The sequence below is a fragment of the Pseudonocardia halophobica genome, from assembly GCF_050948485.1.
Classification (GTDB): Bacteria; Actinomycetota; Actinomycetes; order Mycobacteriales; family Pseudonocardiaceae; genus Pseudonocardia; species Pseudonocardia halophobica.
The window spans coordinates 5,995,293-6,009,271 of the sequence record NZ_CP192046.1 but is presented as its reverse complement, the minus strand read 5'-3'; the positions used below and the strand labels follow the sequence as shown (position 1 = coordinate 6,009,271).

Below are 13,979 nucleotides of genomic sequence, written 5' to 3'. Positions count from 1 at the left end.
CTCTCAGACGAGCTGGGCACGCAGGGCGGCCCGGGTGGCGCGGTCGAGTCCGGCGCCGTCGAGCGTCGGGGCGGAGCCGACGAGCAGCCGGGTGTAGGGATGAGTGGGATCGCCGATGACCTGCGCGGTGGCCCCCGCCTCGACGATGCGGCCGTGGAAGAGCACGGCGATCCGGTCGGTCACGCCGGCGACGGATCCGAGGTCGTGGGAGATGAAGAGCTGTCCCACGCGGTGCCCACCCACCCCACCGGCTTCGCCGGCTGCCGTCCCCCGGCCGGTGTCCCGCAGCCGCAGGAGCAGCTCCAGGACTGCGGTGCGGCTGCTCGCGTCCAGCGCGCTGACCGGCTCGTCGCAGATCAGCAGGCGCGGCGCGGTGATCATCGCGCGGGCGATCGCGGCGCGTTGGCGCTGGCCGCCGGACACCTCGGCGGGGCGCCGGGCCGCGAGTGCGGGATCGAGCCCGACCCGCGCCAGCGCCTCGGCGACGCGGTCCGCGATCTGCGACGATCCGCGCACCTCGAGGGCCTCTCCGACGGAGCGGCCGAGGGGCAGGTCGGGGTCCAGGCTCTGCAGCGGGTCCTGGAAGACGTACTGCACGGAGCCGGCGCGCCGGAACGCCCGCAGGGCTCCGCCGCGGAGGCCGCCGACGTCCGTCCCGGTGACCGAGACGGTGCCGCGGTCGATGCGGTTCAGCCCGAGCAGGCTGCGGGCCAGCGTGGTCTTCCCGGACCCGGTCTCGCCGATCAGCCCGACGATCTCGCCGGGCCGGACGGTGAGATCGACCCCGTGCAGGATCTCCCGACGGGCCCGCCCGCGGCCGAGCGACACGGCGAGGTCCCGGACGTTCACCAGGTCAGACACGGTGGGCCTCCCGGACGTGCTCGATGCCGAAGCGGGAATGCGCCTCGACGAGCGAGCGGGTGTACTCGTGCTGTGGTGCGCGCAGGACCTGCGCGGCCGTGCCGCGCTCGACGATCCGCCCGGAGCGCATGACCACCACCTCCTCGCACACCTGCGCGACGACGGCGAGGTCGTGGGAGACGAGCACGAGCGCGAGGCCGTGCCGTTCCCGCAGGTCGGCGAGCAGGTCGAGCACCTCGGCCTGGACGGTGACGTCGAGCGCGGTGGTCGCCTCGTCGGCGATCAGCAGGTCCGGGTCCCGGCAGATCGCGATGGCGATCAGGACCCGCTGCAGCATGCCGCCGGACAGTTCGAACGGGTACTGGCCGGCGACTCGGCCGGGCTCACGCAGCCCGACCTCGGTGAACAGCTCGACGGCCCGGTCGCGGGCTTCCCGCTTGCGCAGGCCGCCGCGGACCCGCAGCACCTCGGCGAGCTGGCGCCCGACGGGAACGGAGGGGTCGAGGTACGAGCCGGGGTCCTGGAAGACCGCGCCGATGCGGTCGGCGCGGTAGGGCAGCCAGCCCGCGGTGTCCAGTTCGGTGATCTCGACGCCGTCGAACCGAATCGAGGTGTCCGGGCCGGTGTGCAGCTCAGGCGGAAGGATGCCGAGCACGGAGCGGCAGGTCAGCGACTTGCCGCTGCCGGACTCCCCGACGATGCCGAGGGTGCCGCCGCGGTACAGCGTGAGATCGACGCCGGAGACCAGCGGCTGATCGAGGTGCCCCGGATCGAGGCTGATGGTGAGGTTCCGGACCTCAAGCAGCGGCACGGGCCTTCTCCTTCCGCGACGATCGTGCCGACACCCCGGTCACGTCCCGGAGCGTGTCGGCCAGCCCGTTGCAGGCCCCGACGGTGAGGATCACCATCAGGGCGGGGGCCAACGGCGCCGTCGGCCGCTGGAACAGGTACTCCAGCGAGGTGGCCAGCATCCCGCCCCAGGTGGGCTCCGGTGGCCGGATCCCGATCCCCAGGAAGGTCAGCGAGGACACGATGACCAGGCTGCTGCCCAGCGTCGCCGCGGTGGTCACGGCGACGGCGGGCAGCACCTTGGGCCAGACGTGGCGGCGCAGCACGAACCAGGCGGGCGCTCCGGTCAGCCGGGCGGCCTCGACGTACTGCGAGCCCGCCACCGGGAACGCCGCGGCCCGGGTGACCCGGTAGAACGCCGGCGACACGAGGATCCCGACGGCGAGCATCGCCTGGGTCAGCCCGTTGCCCAGCAGCGCGGTCATGGCGACGGCGAAGACGAGGAACGGCAGCGTCACGAACGCGTCCATGACCCGCAGCGTCGTCCACTCGAACGCGCGCCCGAGGTAGACCGACAGCAGGCCCGGAACCGTGCCGAGCACCAGCCCGACGACGACCGCCTCCAGCGCCGCGAGCAGCGACAGCCGCGCCCCCGCGAGCAGCCGGGACAGCTCGTCGCGCCCGAGGTTGTCGGTTCCGAGCAGGTGCTGTGCAGAGGGGCCCTGCAGCAGGGCGTCCTGGTTCTGCTGCAGCGGGTCGTACGGCGCGAGCAGCGGGCCGAACACCGCGAGGAGGGCCATGAGCACCAGGAACGTCACGGACACGGCGCCGATGCGGTGGCGCAGCACGGCCCTCATCACGACCCCCGCTGTGCGGCGGGCCGCAGCCGGACGAGCGCGGCGTTGACCAGCAGGTTGAACAGCAGCACGACGACGATCGCCACGACCAGCGTGCCCTGCACGACCGGGACGTCCCCGCGGACGGCGCCGTCCGCGGCGAACCGGCCGAACCCGGCCATCCCGAAGATGCTCTCGGTGACCACGGCCCCGCCGATCAGCATCGGGACGCGCAGACCGAGGACGGACAGGGCGGGCCCCGAGCCGTTGCGCAGCACGTGCCGCAACAGGATCCGCCGCGGCGGGAGCCCGCGGACGACCAGCCCGACGACGTAGTTCTCCCGCTGTGCGGCCACGAGCCCCGTGCGGAGCTGGCGGGCGATGTCGGACACCGCGTCCAGCGAGAGCGCGATCGCGGGCAGCGTGATCAGGGTGAGCCACGCGCTCGGGTCCTCCGTCGGCGAGACGTAGCCGGCCGACGGGAACAGCGGGATGAGCACGCAGAACACCACGATCAGCCCGATCGACACGACGAACGGGGGCAGGGTGGAGATCAGTGTGCAGAAGGCGGTCACGGCCCGGTCGACCCAGCTGCCCTGGCGCACGGCGGCGAGCACAGCGAGCGCAGTGCCGACGACGATGCCGATGACCAGGGCGAATCCGGCGACCGACAGGGAGACCTCGAGTCGCTGGCCGATCTGCTCGGCCACACCGACGCCGTTGAGCCAGGAGGTACCGAGGTCCCCGCGGACGACGTGGCCGAGCCAGCCGACGTACTGCACGAGCACGGGCCTGTCGAGGCCGAGCTGGGCGTTCACCCGGGCCACGTCCTCCGGCGTGGCGGCGTCCCCGAGCAGCTGCCCGGCCGGGCTCAGCCCGCTGAACGCGCCGAGCAGGAAGGTCACCAGGGTGGCGAGCAGGAACACCGGGACGGTCACGGCCAGCGTCCGGCCGAGCCGGGCGAGGAGAGCGAGACCCGGCCGCCGGCGCACCGGTGCCTGCGGCGCGACCGAGGTCGTGAGGGTCGGCTCGGCGGTGAGCGGTTCGGTCAGCTGAGCCGTCATGCCCGGCTCCCGGGCGCGGCCACCGTCACGCCCTCCCAGCGGTACTGCGAGAGGAAGTGCGGCAGGGGCGAGACGCGCGGGTTGCGCACGGCGATCCGCGGGCTGGTGCCCAGCGAGAAGCTGGGGGACATCTCGACGCCGAGCTTGACGGCGTTCTGCAGGACCTCGGGGTAGCGCGGGTCGTAAAGCGGCGTCCTGCGGACCTCGTCGAGCGCGGCGAGGAACTCCGGCGACGCCTCCTTCGAGGTGTTCATCAGCCCCTGCGGCCCGTAGACCACGCCCAGGTTCTGCACCGGCGACTCGCGCCCGACGGTGCCGTCGAGGGCGAACTGCGCCTTGCGGCCCAGGTAGACCTCCTGCTGCCAGGTCGACGAGCCCGGCGGCACGACCTTGATCGTGGCGTTCACCCCGACGGCCTGCAGCTGCTGCTGGACAAGCTCGGCGGTGGACTGCGCAACGGAGTTCACGGTGACGGTGAGGGAGAGGCTGCCCGGCGCGTAGCCCGCTGCCGCGAGCATCGACTTCGCCTTCGCCGGGTCGTAGGCGTACGCCTGGTCCAGGGCCTTGTTGTAGGCGACGTAGCCCTGCGGGAACGGCTGGTACGTGACGTTCCCGATGCCCCCGTTGGTGACGTCGAGGATCGCCTGCCGATCGACGGCGTACTTGAGGGCGTCGACGACGCGGCGGTCGGTCAGCGGTGCCAGCCCGGAGTGCACGTCGACCTGGTTGACGGTGAACGAGTCGACGACGTCGACCTCCAGGCCGGCCGCCTTGGCCTGTTCGACCTGCCTGCCCGTGATCGTGGCGACGTCCAGCGCGCCGGACTGCACCGCGGCGATGACGGAGGTCGGGTCGGTCCCGGCCGTGAGCTCGAGGCGCTCGATCTCGACGTCGCCCGCGTCCCAGTAGTCAGGGTTCTTGACCAGGGTGGCCTTGGACTCGGGGACGAAGCTCTCGAACTTGAACGGGCCGGCTCCGACCGGCGCGGTCGGGATCGCGCCGGGATCCTTCGTGAATGCGGCCGGGCTGACGATCGCGCCGGTCTTGCCCGCCAACAGGTTCGGGACCTGGTAGTCCGGCGCGACGAGGTGCAGCGTGACGTGCGTCGGGTCGTCGGCGGTGACGCCGGAGATCGTCGCCAGCTGGTCCTTGAGCAGCGAGTTCTCCTGCGTCTTGCCGCGGAGCAGGCTCTGCCGGACGGCGTCGGCGTCGAGCGGGGTGCCGTCGGTGAACGTCAGCCCGGGCCGCAGCACGAACGTCACCGCGGTGCCGTCCGCGTTGTAGGTCCAGGACTCGGCCAGGCCGGGCCCGGCCGTCCCCTTCTCGTCGAGCTGGGTCAGCGACGCGTAGACGAGGCTGATCGTGTTGATGTCGTTGCCGGTGCTGGACGTGACCGGATCCCAGCTGGTGGGCAGGTTGAAGCCCCACTTGAGGGTCTGCGAGGAGGCGCCGGCGTTCGCGCCCGCGCAGCCGGCCAGGGTGACGACCAGGACGGCGAGGGCGGCAGCGAGCCGGATGAGGCGGGACATGGGGTGTGGGTCTCCGGGATCAGGCGGGGACGCGAACGGAGGCCCGCTCGCGCGCTGTGTTCTCTGCGCGCTCTCGCGCGACGGCATGGGTGTTGCGGGGGATCGGTAGCCCGAGGTTGCCGCGCAGGGTGGTGGCCTCGTAGGAGGACCGGACCACCCCGCGGTCGCGCAGGATCGGCAGGACCTCGCCGGTGAAGCGGGCGAACTCGCTCGGCACGGTCACGTGGACGTTCAGCCCGTCCAGGGCACCGGCCTCGAACCACTCCTGGATCCGGTCCGCCACCGTCGCCGGGGACCCGACGAACGGCGCCGGCGTCGAGGTGCTGAACCGGTGCACGGTCTCGCGCAGCGTGAGGCCCTCCGCGCGCGCGACCTGCTTGATCCGGTCCGCCTGCGTCCGGAAGCTGTCGTTGCCGAGATCACCGAGCTCCGGGAACGGGGCGTCGAGGTCGTAGCGGCTGAAGTCGTGCCAGCCGAACGGGCGGCCGAACTGCGCCAGGGTCTTCGCGAAGTCCTTGTTCAGGCGGGTGTCCTGCTCGATCGCCCGGGCCTCGGCGTCGGTGTCCGCGATGACCGGGGTGATCCCCGGCATGATCACGATCTCGTCGGGGTTGCGGCCCTTGGCCCGCGCCCGGCTGCGGATGTCCCGGGCGAACGCCACCCCCTGCTCGACCGTCGCGGAGTGGGTGAAGATCCCCTCGCCGACGGCCGCCCCCAGGTCACGGCCCTCGTCGGAGTCACCGGCCTGGAAGATCACCGGCTGGCCCTGCGGCGACCGGACGATGTTCAGCGGGCCACGGACGTGGAAGTGCTCGCCGACGTGGTCGAGCCGGTGCTGGCGGGTCGGGTCCACGAACACGCCGGTCTCCGGGTCGCGCGGGAACGCGTCCTCCTCGTAGGAGTTCCACAACCCCTGGCAGACCTGCACGGACTCCAGCGCGCGGCCGTAGCGGGAGGGATAGTCGTAGTGCTCGTCGCGGCTGTAGTTGGCGGCGGTGCCGCCATCCCCGGTGGCCACCACGTTCCAGCCGGCGCGACCGCCGCTGATCAGGTCCAGCGAGGCGAGCCGCCGGGCGAGGTTGAACGGAGTGTTGTAGCTGGTGGTGAGCGTGCCGACCAGCCCGATGTGCGTGGTGGACACCGCCACCGCGGACAGCAGGGTCAGCGGCTCGAGCCGGTTCAGGTAGTGGGGCGGCGAGTCCGGCGTGATGAACTGGCTGTCCACGATGAACACCAGGTCGAACAACGCGTCCTCGGCCTGCCGGGCGCGGGCGATGTACCAGCGGATGTCGACGCTGGCGTCCCCCGGGATCTCGGGATGACGCCAGACGTCGTGCTGGCCGGGACCACCGGCGCCCATCAACACGGCGCCGAGCTTCAACTGTCGACCCATGGGTCGGTCCTCTCACACGGTGGAGCGCGCACGGACCGACCGGGTCCTCGTGAGGCGGGGACGACGGGCGGCGGGCGCGCGGATCAGAGCCGTCCGCCGCGGAGCACGGCGGGGCCGAGGGGTGGAGCGGGTCTGCGATCAGACGCAGAACGGCCCGCGACGACACGTCGCGGTCGAGGTGCGGCCGAGGTCGACCGCGAGCCGGCGCGTCAGGCCGGGGGCCCCGACACGGAAGGTGATCACGACGGCAGGGACGCCACCCGCGCAGGGGTTCGCCACGCACTGCTCGTCCGTCGTCACGCCAGGGATCGTGACACTCCGCTGCGCGGAACGTCCAACTCGGGAATCCGATCACAGTTGATAGAGAAGCTCTATCGGTCGTGCTGCACTGGCGCGGTGACTCATGCCGTGACCGCCCCGAACCGGACGCTCGACGTCGTCGCGCTGCGGAGCTTCGTCGCGGTCTGCGACCACGGCGGCTTCCATCGCGCCGCCGAGGTCCTGCACGTCAGTCAGCCGACCGTGAGTCACCACGTCCGGCGGTTGGAGGCCGCCTGCGGCCAGACCCTGTTCCGCAAGGTGGGACGGGCATCGCGGCTCACCGCCGCCGGGGAGGTGCTGCAGCCCGAGGCACGCCGGATGCTCGCGCTGCACGACCAGGTGCTCGCCCGGCTCTCGGCCCCGGCTCCGACATCGCTGACCCTCGGCTCCACCGAGCACGCCGCGGACCTGCTGCTCCCGCGCCTGACCGGGGTGCTCGGGGGCAACGTGCGCTTCCGCCTCGATCGCGGCGTGAACCTGCGCGCCGCGCTGGACCGCGGTGACCTGGACCTGGCGCTGGTCATGGGCGAGGCCGTGGACGACCGGTCCGCCGACGCAGGCGAACTCGACCTGCGCTGGTTCGCCGCGCCGGGGTGGCGGCCACCGGAGGGCGCGCTCCCGCTCGTCGCGCTCGACGAACCCTGCGCCGTGCGCGACCGTGCCCTGACCACCCTCGCCGCGGCGGCGCGTCCGGTCACCGTGGCCTGCGAGGCCGCCTACCTCGCCGGGGTGCTCGCGGCCGCCCGCGCCGGGCTGGGGGTCGCCCTGCTCGCGACCATGGACACCACCCCCGAGGGCCTGGTCCGCCGCGACGACCTACCACCCGTCCCCGCCCTGCCGATGTCCGTCCGCTGCCGTGTCGGGATGCCCGCCGAGACGCTCGCGGGCGTCGCCACCGCCGTCGGAACGGCGCTGATCGATTGACCGGTCCTTTCGGTCGGGGCAGCAAATGTCCGAACACATCCACAGGGCAGGAGCCGCAGACAGCGGTCGGGCTTCTCGGTACGGGAAGCGGCCCAGCTCGTGGAGTGACGCGAGCTGGGCCTGTGGTGTCGGGAACGGCTTCTGAAGGGTTGCCTTCGCCGGCGGACCGCCTCGGACGTGGCGGTCGGTCGGCGCGGACCGAACGGCGGGTCTTCCTACGCGACGAGTCCCTGCGTGGGGCTCGCCGCCGCAGGCTCGCCCTCGACGGCCATCGACATCGTCAGCTCCGAACCATGGCGACGCACCTGCGTGACGGGGAAGGCGCGGCGCACGGCTGCGTAAGCGGCCGCGTTCACCACGAGCATCTCGCCGACGAGCTCGCGGTAACCCAGTTCGGCAGCCCTGTTCCGGGCGGCCTGCAGCAGCCGGGTGCCGACGGCACAGCCCTGCCAGCGATCCACGACCTCGACGGCGAGCTCCCCGCGCCCGTCCTCGAGGTCCATGATCCGCACGATGCCGATCGGACAGTCCTGGACGAAGGCCGCGAGCGCGACGTGAGTACGGCCGTCGAGCGCGGTCAAGCTGCGGCGGGTGGCTGCCGAGAGCTCGGCGATCGGGGCTTGGAAGCGCAGATAGCGGCTGTGTGGGGACAGTCCGGCGAAGACCACGTCGACGACGTCGCCGTCGCCGCGGCCGAGCTCACGGATGCGGACGAGGTCGCCAACACCGGTAGCGGGCTCGGCATCGTGGCTGATCGCGGTGTTGTCGGCAGTGGCGGTGGTGGCAGCGTCCATCGAAGGTTCCCTCCTTGATTCCCGGGGCATTTCCCCGCGGGCTGAAGGGTGGGCGTGACCGCCCGCTCGCACCGTCGGTCGACCGGGCCCTTGGTTGGAGGGTCCTGCTGTCCCCCGATCGACCGAGCGCGCACGACAGACGTACGGATCCTCGATCAGGTCGTCAGGTTCTCCTGTCTGCCGCCGAGCGCGAGGTGGCCCCAGGTCTGTGTGCAGACCCTCCAGGCCGGCGACGACACCGTCGTGCGGGCCACCGGTCACCACAGGCGCCTCGACGGAGCACCCGTGGCTCTGGACTACATCTGGTTCATCACCCGCCGGGACGGCAAGGTCACGCACCTGCAGGACTACGCGAACCCGTATGCAGCGGAGCGGCGATGACCGGGTTCGCCGGCGGCCGAGGCGGGTACCTTCATGCGCGTCCGTGCACGGCCCGGCCGGGACCCGCCGACGCAAGGACCGAGGAGATTCTCATGCCGACGTCACGACCGTCCGGATCGGTGGGCCGCACAGCCGCAGGTTCTGATCGACCTACGGGCTCCGGAGCCGAGAACTCCGGCACCGAGGCGATCCGCGGCGTCGTCGACGACGTGCGCGAGCTGTTCCAGCAGGAGCTGCGCACCGCGGGCTCCAACACCGAGGCGATCCGCGGCTTCGTCGACGAGATGCGCGAGCTGCTCCAGCACGAGCGGCGCACCGCGCAGGAGGAGTTGGCCGGCAAGGCGCGTACTGCCTTCGAGGGGGTGCTGTTCCTCGGCGCCGCCGTGGTGCTCGGGGCCCTGGCCGCCGGCACGTCCACTGTGCTGATCATGCGGATGCTGGAGAAGGTTCTCCCCCCGACGATGGCGGCCGCGGTCGTGACGGTCGTTCTCGCCGCGGCCGCCGGGGTGCTCGCCGTGATGGGGCTCGCGGAGGTCCGACGCGCGCTGCCGTTCGTTCCGGAGCGGGCCCTCGACGAGCTGCGCGAGGAGATCCGCGAGGTGATGCCGGGCTGAGCGACCCCGGGCCGGCCGAGGAGCGTCCTCGCCCTATCCCGTCGAGTCCTTGGCGACCAGCACCTCGCCCTCGAGCCCGTCCGGGTCGCGGAAGAAGAGGCTGTGGACCCGACCGAAGTCGTTGACGGTGCCGTCGCTCGCGCCGGCGTCGACGAGTCGCCGGCGGATCGTCGCGAACGCCTCGGGTGAGGCCGCCTGGAGGCCGACGTGATCGATACGGCCGCGGCCCCACATCGGTGTCTGGCGCCGGGCCTCGGTGTTCCCGGGGATGACGAAGATGTTCAGCTCGGTGTGGGGGCCGATGCGGATGACGGTCATCGTCTCGCGACCGTCCTCGCCGTGCGGGCGGGTCGCGCCGACCTCGGCGTCGAAGACCTCGGAGTAGAAGCGTCCCAGGCGTTCGACGTCCTCGGAGATCCAGGCGATGTGGTTGACCCCGTCGAGCAACACTCTGTCCCCCTGTTCCATCGGTGTCGGATCAGCGCATGTCAGTCCCGGGCCCGGGAGGCGTCCTCGCCGCGGTGACGGTCGTCCTGTCGCCCGTGGTCCTGGCGGGATGCGTCGTACGGATCCGCCCGGCAGAGGGTCAGCCACGCAGCCGGGCTTGGTCCACCCAGGCGCTGACATCGATGCCGTGCCGGGCAGCCATCTCGATGAGGTCCTCCAGGCGCGCGCGGTGCCGCGCCGCCTCGTACGGCTGATCGGCTTCGACGGCGGCGGCGAGGCGCTCCTGGGCCGCCGTGATCTGTATCCGCAGCTCCTCGATCACGATCGTCTTCCTCCTTCCGTGCGACGACGTGCGCGTTCACTGTCGCGGATCGCGGCGGGAGGTCAGTCGGAGCGTGCCGACTGCCGGACCAGCACGTACGACTCGGACCGGGGAACGGTCGTACCGGCTCGTACCGCGGCGTCCGTCGGCAGTTCCTCGAGGAGGGCGTCCGCGCGGTCCGCCGCATCCTCGTCCGCCCAGGTGGTCACGAGCAACAGGCTGCCGCTCTCCCGATCGACGAGCATCTCGGAGCTGCAGAGACCGGAGCCGGCGACCATACGGTGCAGGAGCTCGTCCCGGACGAAGGCCAGCCCGGCGTCGATCCTCGCCGGCTCGAGCTGCACACGGGTCATCCGCACCGCCGCGCCCGGAGCGGGAACCGCGGGTCGTTCGGCGCCGACGACCTCGAAGCTCTCGGCGACCAGCTCACCACCCGCCGCCACCGCGGCGCTCTCACGGGCCCGGGTCAGGACGACCTCCGAGGAACGCTGCGGATCGTCCCAGTAGGACACCGCGACGATGACGCCGCCCTCCCGGTCGACGAGCGTCGTCAGGCCCCGGTTCCCGTCCACCGCCTCGACCGCTCTCCGATCGGACTCCTCGATGCGGGCGACGCCGGAACCGACCTTGGCCCGCGACCCGAAGATGGTGTTGACCCGCGCGTACATCAAGAGCCTCCTCGCGCCCCACCGCGATGTGGGACCAGCTCACTGTCGCCCTTGAGTGCACGCCTTCGACAGAAGGCGATAGACCCTGCTGATGTGCCGTGCACCACAGGAACGTGGTGACACCCGCGGCGGCCCGGGCGCACACGGATCCGACATCCGGGGCGGCCGGCCCGCGTGGAAGGGGTTCTCGCGGACCGGCCACCGGGTGACGGCCCCAGGGCACGAGGCCGTCGCGGTCGGGTCGCATCCGCGGACGCGGCGTTACCTGCCGTTGACCGACAGTTCGACCGCGAGATCTCGACCTGCCGGATGTCGCCAGGTCAGGGTCGTGTGGTCCGCTACGCAGGTGGTGGTTGAGCATGCAATCGAAGGCGGACGTGTCGACAGGCCTGAAAGGCAGCAGGCACCTGACTGCCGAGCACCACTCCGTCGGCACGGGGCGAAGGAGCCGGATCCGGGGGCACCACGGGCTCGGCAACACGGCAGAGGCGTGCTGCCGGCGCGAGGGACGCAGGAACTCGTGCGTAACACCGGCCGGTCGTGAGGACTCCGACCCTGCAGCCGGTCCGTGGGGACCGGTTGCTGGAGGAGGGCGGCACATGACGGAACCCGGGGCGCAGTATCGGATCCGCACGGCCCGGCCGGCGGAGATCGGCCGGCTGCGCGAGATCGAGGACGAGGCGGGCACCATGTTCGCCGGTCTGGACCTCGTCGACGACGCACTCGACGTGTCGTTCCCACTGGACGAGCTGGCACGGCTCCTGCGCGACGGGCAGGTGTGGGTCGCAGCCGACGGCGTGGACCGGCCGGTGGGGATGGTGATCGTGTCGGTGCGCGACCACGTCGCCCATGTCGAGGAGATGGACGTGCTGCCCGAGCACGGCCGGCGAGGGCTGGGGTCCCGGCTGCTCACCCGGGTCGGCGAGTGGGCGCAGGAGCGCGGATACGCCGCGATCACCCTCTCGACCTTCCGCGATGTTCCGTGGAACGGGCCGTTCTATCGCCGCAACGGCTTCCGTGATCTTCCTCGGGACGAGTGGAGTCCGGGCATGGAGGCGGTCCGGGCCGCCGAGGCGCGCCACGGGCTGCGGGTCGACGCCCGGGTCTTCATGAGGCGCGAGCTGCCCCGCAGCGACCGGCCCGGTATGCAGGTCCGGGTGGCCCGCCAGACCCGTCGGCTCGCCGAGGTCGTGGCGTTCTATCGCGACGGCCTCGGGCTGCCCGAGATCGACCGGTTCCGGGGCCACGCCGGCTACGACGGCGTCATGCTGGAGCTGCCCGGCACCGGCGCGCATCTGGAGTTCACCGCGACCGAGCACCTGCGGCCGCCGACCGCGCACCCGGAGAGCCTGCTGGTGCTCTACCTGGCCGACCACGCGGCAGTCGACCGTGTGCGCGTCCGGCTCGCCGTCGACCCGGTGCGCAGCGTCAACCCGTACTGGGACGAGGCCGGCGTGACCGTCGTCGACCCGGACGGCTTCCGGGTCGTGCTCGTCGCGGGCAGCTCGAGATGACGACGTCGTCGTCCGGCCACGAGCGGATCGTCCGGCTGGTCCGGCTCGCGGCCGGGCGTCGGTCCGGCCTGGTCACCTGTGTCGTGCGCCCCCGGAGGTCAGCGCGGTCGGAAGCCGACCAGCGGCAGCTCGCGGGCGAGCCGCCACCGTTGGGCCGGGGTCCCGCGGTAGGTCCAGCCGACGAGCGCGGAGAGGACCCGGTGCACGAGGGGTGCGACGAGCCGGTTGCGGTGCTCGTAGCCGCCGAGCACGACCACCGCCTCGTCGAGCTCGAGATCGCGGGCCCGGGCGCGGAAGGACCGCCGGCCGACGGTCACCGCGACCGGGCCCGAGGCGTGGATGTTGCGGTACCAGTCCGCCTCCCGCCCGAAACCGGACACGACCACGTACTCCCCGGTGTCACGGTCGTGGTGCACGACCTCGAGGACGGTGTCGTACCGGCGGCCACTGTGCCGACCGGTGTGCGTCACCTGCAGGAATCGTGAGCCGAGGAGTCCGCCGAGTCCGTGCGCGTAGAGATGTCGCGGCAGTCCGAGGAGCAGGCGGACCCAGGCGGGTGGCCGGGCGGGGCGGGCGTTCAGAGCGGGCCACCTCTCGGTCCGGGGGAGGGACGAGCGGAGGATAGGGGTCTGTCCGCCCCGACGCGGCACCAAGCGGACCGCTTCCCGGCGGGCTACGCCTGCGCGAGGTCCCGACTCCTCAGGCCCGGTCGTCGACCAGCTCGCGTGCGATGCGCTCGGCGGTGGCGGTCAGCCGGGCGACCCACTCGGGGAGCCGGTCGCGGCGGTAGCGCGCCGTGGGCAGTGCAATCGACAGGGCCGCACGTGCGGCGACTCCGCCGGCGGTCGGCGCGGGGATCGCGGCACCGATCGCGGTCACCCCGGTCTCGGTCTTCTGGTCGTTGACCGCGAAGCCCCGCCGGCGGACCCGGCGCAGGTCGCGCAGGAGGGCGTCGACGTCGGCGACGGGTGAGCCCGCGCGCTCGTAGAGCGCGCGCACCCGGTCCTCGTCCAGGGACGCGAGCACGGTCCGGCCGCCCGACGCCAGGTGTGCGGGCAGTACCCGTCCGGCCCGGTCGCCGACCCGCAGAGCCTGGTGGCCCTCGGCCGATGCCACGAACCGCGCCTGGTCGCCAACCACGACGATCAGGTTCGTGGTCTCGTCGATCGCCTCGGTGAGGGCCTGCAGGTGCGGCAGCGCGACGCGGCACAGCTCGGTGACCGGTTCGGGGGCGTCGGCCCGCCGCAGCACCGGGCCGGCGACGTAGCGGCGGTCCTCGCGCTGCTCGGCGAAGTCGCGGTAGACCAGCATCGCGAGCAGGCGGTGCGCGGTCGAGCGGGCCACCCCCAGTCGCTCCGCGGCCTCGCTGAGCCGTAGCGGCCCCTCCTGCGCCAGCAGCGCCGCGAGGTGCAGGGCGTGGTCCACCGACTGGATGCCGTAGACCGGCTTGTTCTTCACAGCAGAAGAGTAGCGATGCTCTGTGCAGAACGGCGGTAGCGTCCGGGGCGAGAGGACGCGGCGA

Annotated in this window: 16 protein-coding genes; 3 read left to right on the top strand and 13 right to left on the bottom strand. The window is 72.4% G+C overall.

Annotated features, from left to right (window positions below):
* Positions 1-3: 3 nt before the first annotated feature.
* The 7 genes from ACQP04_RS28665 to ACQP04_RS28635 all read right to left on the bottom strand — a co-directional run bounded on the left by ACQP04_RS28665 (position 4) and on the right by ACQP04_RS28635 (position 6,772).
* Positions 4-861, bottom strand: coding sequence for an ABC transporter ATP-binding protein (locus tag ACQP04_RS28665; protein ID WP_433503648.1), 858 nt, complete (start codon positions 859-861; stop codon positions 4-6).
* Positions 854-1,672, bottom strand: a complete 819-nt coding sequence (locus tag ACQP04_RS28660; protein WP_433503647.1) for an ABC transporter ATP-binding protein — start codon at positions 1,670-1,672, stop codon at positions 854-856. The genes ACQP04_RS28665 and ACQP04_RS28660 overlap by 8 nt, the downstream gene beginning before the upstream one ends.
* Positions 1,659-2,507, bottom strand: a complete 849-nt coding sequence (locus ACQP04_RS28655) for an ABC transporter permease (RefSeq protein WP_433503646.1) — start codon at positions 2,505-2,507, stop codon at positions 1,659-1,661. The genes ACQP04_RS28660 and ACQP04_RS28655 overlap by 14 nt, the downstream gene beginning before the upstream one ends.
* Entirely contained in the window at positions 2,507-3,550 is a 1,044-nt protein-coding gene (locus ACQP04_RS28650; protein WP_433503645.1) for an ABC transporter permease, read from the bottom strand. Before ACQP04_RS28650 ends, ACQP04_RS28655 begins: the two co-directional genes overlap by 1 nt.
* Positions 3,547-5,079: an ABC transporter substrate-binding protein gene (locus ACQP04_RS28645; RefSeq protein ID WP_433503644.1), complete on the bottom strand. Its 1,533-nt coding sequence runs from the start codon at positions 5,077-5,079 to the stop codon at positions 3,547-3,549. Before ACQP04_RS28645 ends, ACQP04_RS28650 begins: the two co-directional genes overlap by 4 nt.
* Before the next feature lie 19 nt (positions 5,080-5,098).
* A complete protein-coding gene (locus ACQP04_RS28640; protein ID WP_433503643.1) occupies positions 5,099-6,472 on the bottom strand; it encodes an NtaA/DmoA family FMN-dependent monooxygenase in 1,374 nt (457 codons plus the stop codon).
* A 138-nt stretch (positions 6,473-6,610) separates the two neighbouring features.
* Entirely contained in the window at positions 6,611-6,772 is a 162-nt protein-coding gene (locus tag ACQP04_RS28635; RefSeq protein ID WP_433503642.1) for a hypothetical protein, read from the bottom strand.
* Positions 6,773-6,880: 108 nt separating this feature from the next.
* Between ACQP04_RS28635 and ACQP04_RS28630 the strand changes: the two genes are divergently transcribed.
* Positions 6,881-7,717, top strand: a complete 837-nt coding sequence (locus ACQP04_RS28630) for a LysR family transcriptional regulator (RefSeq protein ID WP_433503641.1) — start codon at positions 6,881-6,883, stop codon at positions 7,715-7,717.
* Between the two features lie 215 nt (positions 7,718-7,932).
* Here ACQP04_RS28630 and ACQP04_RS28625 read toward each other — a convergent pair whose 3' ends face one another.
* Positions 7,933-8,511 (bottom strand): GNAT family N-acetyltransferase, encoded by a 579-nt coding sequence (locus ACQP04_RS28625; RefSeq protein ID WP_433503640.1) that lies wholly within the window; start codon positions 8,509-8,511, stop codon positions 7,933-7,935.
* A gap of 500 nt (positions 8,512-9,011) precedes the next feature.
* Here ACQP04_RS28625 and ACQP04_RS28620 point away from each other — a divergent pair, with 500 nt between their 5' ends.
* Positions 9,012-9,506, top strand: coding sequence for a phage holin family protein (locus tag ACQP04_RS28620; protein ID WP_433503639.1), 495 nt, complete (start codon positions 9,012-9,014; stop codon positions 9,504-9,506).
* 33 nt (positions 9,507-9,539) lie between these two features.
* Here ACQP04_RS28620 and ACQP04_RS28615 read toward each other — a convergent pair whose 3' ends face one another.
* From ACQP04_RS28615 to ACQP04_RS28605, 3 genes are all read right to left on the bottom strand, one after another.
* Positions 9,540-9,956, bottom strand: coding sequence for a VOC family protein (locus ACQP04_RS28615; protein WP_433503638.1), 417 nt, complete (start codon positions 9,954-9,956; stop codon positions 9,540-9,542).
* 136 nt (positions 9,957-10,092) lie between these two features.
* Positions 10,093-10,275 carry a hypothetical protein gene (locus tag ACQP04_RS28610; protein ID WP_433503637.1) on the bottom strand — a complete coding sequence of 61 codons (183 nt, stop codon included), beginning with the start codon at positions 10,273-10,275 and terminating at the stop codon, positions 10,093-10,095.
* Positions 10,276-10,337: 62 nt separating this feature from the next.
* The gene (locus ACQP04_RS28605) at positions 10,338-10,943 is read right to left on the bottom strand and encodes a hypothetical protein (RefSeq protein ID WP_433503636.1); all 606 of its coding nucleotides are present in this window, start codon (positions 10,941-10,943) and stop codon (positions 10,338-10,340) included.
* Positions 10,944-11,542: 599 nt separating this feature from the next.
* Here ACQP04_RS28605 and ACQP04_RS28600 point away from each other — a divergent pair.
* On the top strand, positions 11,543-12,457 hold the full coding sequence (locus ACQP04_RS28600) for a GNAT family N-acetyltransferase (RefSeq protein WP_433503635.1): 915 nt from the start codon (positions 11,543-11,545) through the stop codon (positions 12,455-12,457).
* A gap of 98 nt (positions 12,458-12,555) precedes the next feature.
* Here ACQP04_RS28600 and ACQP04_RS28595 read toward each other — a convergent pair whose 3' ends face one another.
* Positions 12,556-13,107: a nitroreductase family deazaflavin-dependent oxidoreductase gene (locus ACQP04_RS28595; protein WP_433503634.1), complete on the bottom strand. Its 552-nt coding sequence runs from the start codon at positions 13,105-13,107 to the stop codon at positions 12,556-12,558.
* Between the two features lie 49 nt (positions 13,108-13,156).
* Positions 13,157-13,915 (bottom strand): IclR family transcriptional regulator, encoded by a 759-nt coding sequence (locus tag ACQP04_RS28590; RefSeq protein WP_433503633.1) that lies wholly within the window; start codon positions 13,913-13,915, stop codon positions 13,157-13,159.
* Positions 13,916-13,979: the final 64 nt, after the last annotated feature.

Bases quoted from the DNA above. Each gene is read 5' to 3' on its own strand.
- ACQP04_RS28625 (WP_433503640.1), bottom strand. From the start codon at position 8,511: ATGGACGCTGCCACCACCGCCACTGCCGACAACACCGCGATCAGCCAC.
- ACQP04_RS28600 (WP_433503635.1), top strand. From the start codon at position 11,543: ATGACGGAACCCGGGGCGCAGTATCGGATCCGCACGGCCCGGCCGGCG.
- ACQP04_RS28605 (WP_433503636.1), bottom strand. From the start codon at position 10,943: ATGTACGCGCGGGTCAACACCATCTTCGGGTCGCGGGCCAAGGTCGGT.
- ACQP04_RS28640 (WP_433503643.1), bottom strand. From the start codon at position 6,472: ATGGGTCGACAGTTGAAGCTCGGCGCCGTGTTGATGGGCGCCGGTGGT.
- ACQP04_RS28655 (WP_433503646.1), bottom strand. From the start codon at position 2,507: ATGAGGGCCGTGCTGCGCCACCGCATCGGCGCCGTGTCCGTGACGTTC.
- ACQP04_RS28645 (WP_433503644.1), bottom strand. From the start codon at position 5,079: ATGTCCCGCCTCATCCGGCTCGCTGCCGCCCTCGCCGTCCTGGTCGTC.
- ACQP04_RS28650 (WP_433503645.1), bottom strand. From the start codon at position 3,550: ATGACGGCTCAGCTGACCGAACCGCTCACCGCCGAGCCGACCCTCACG.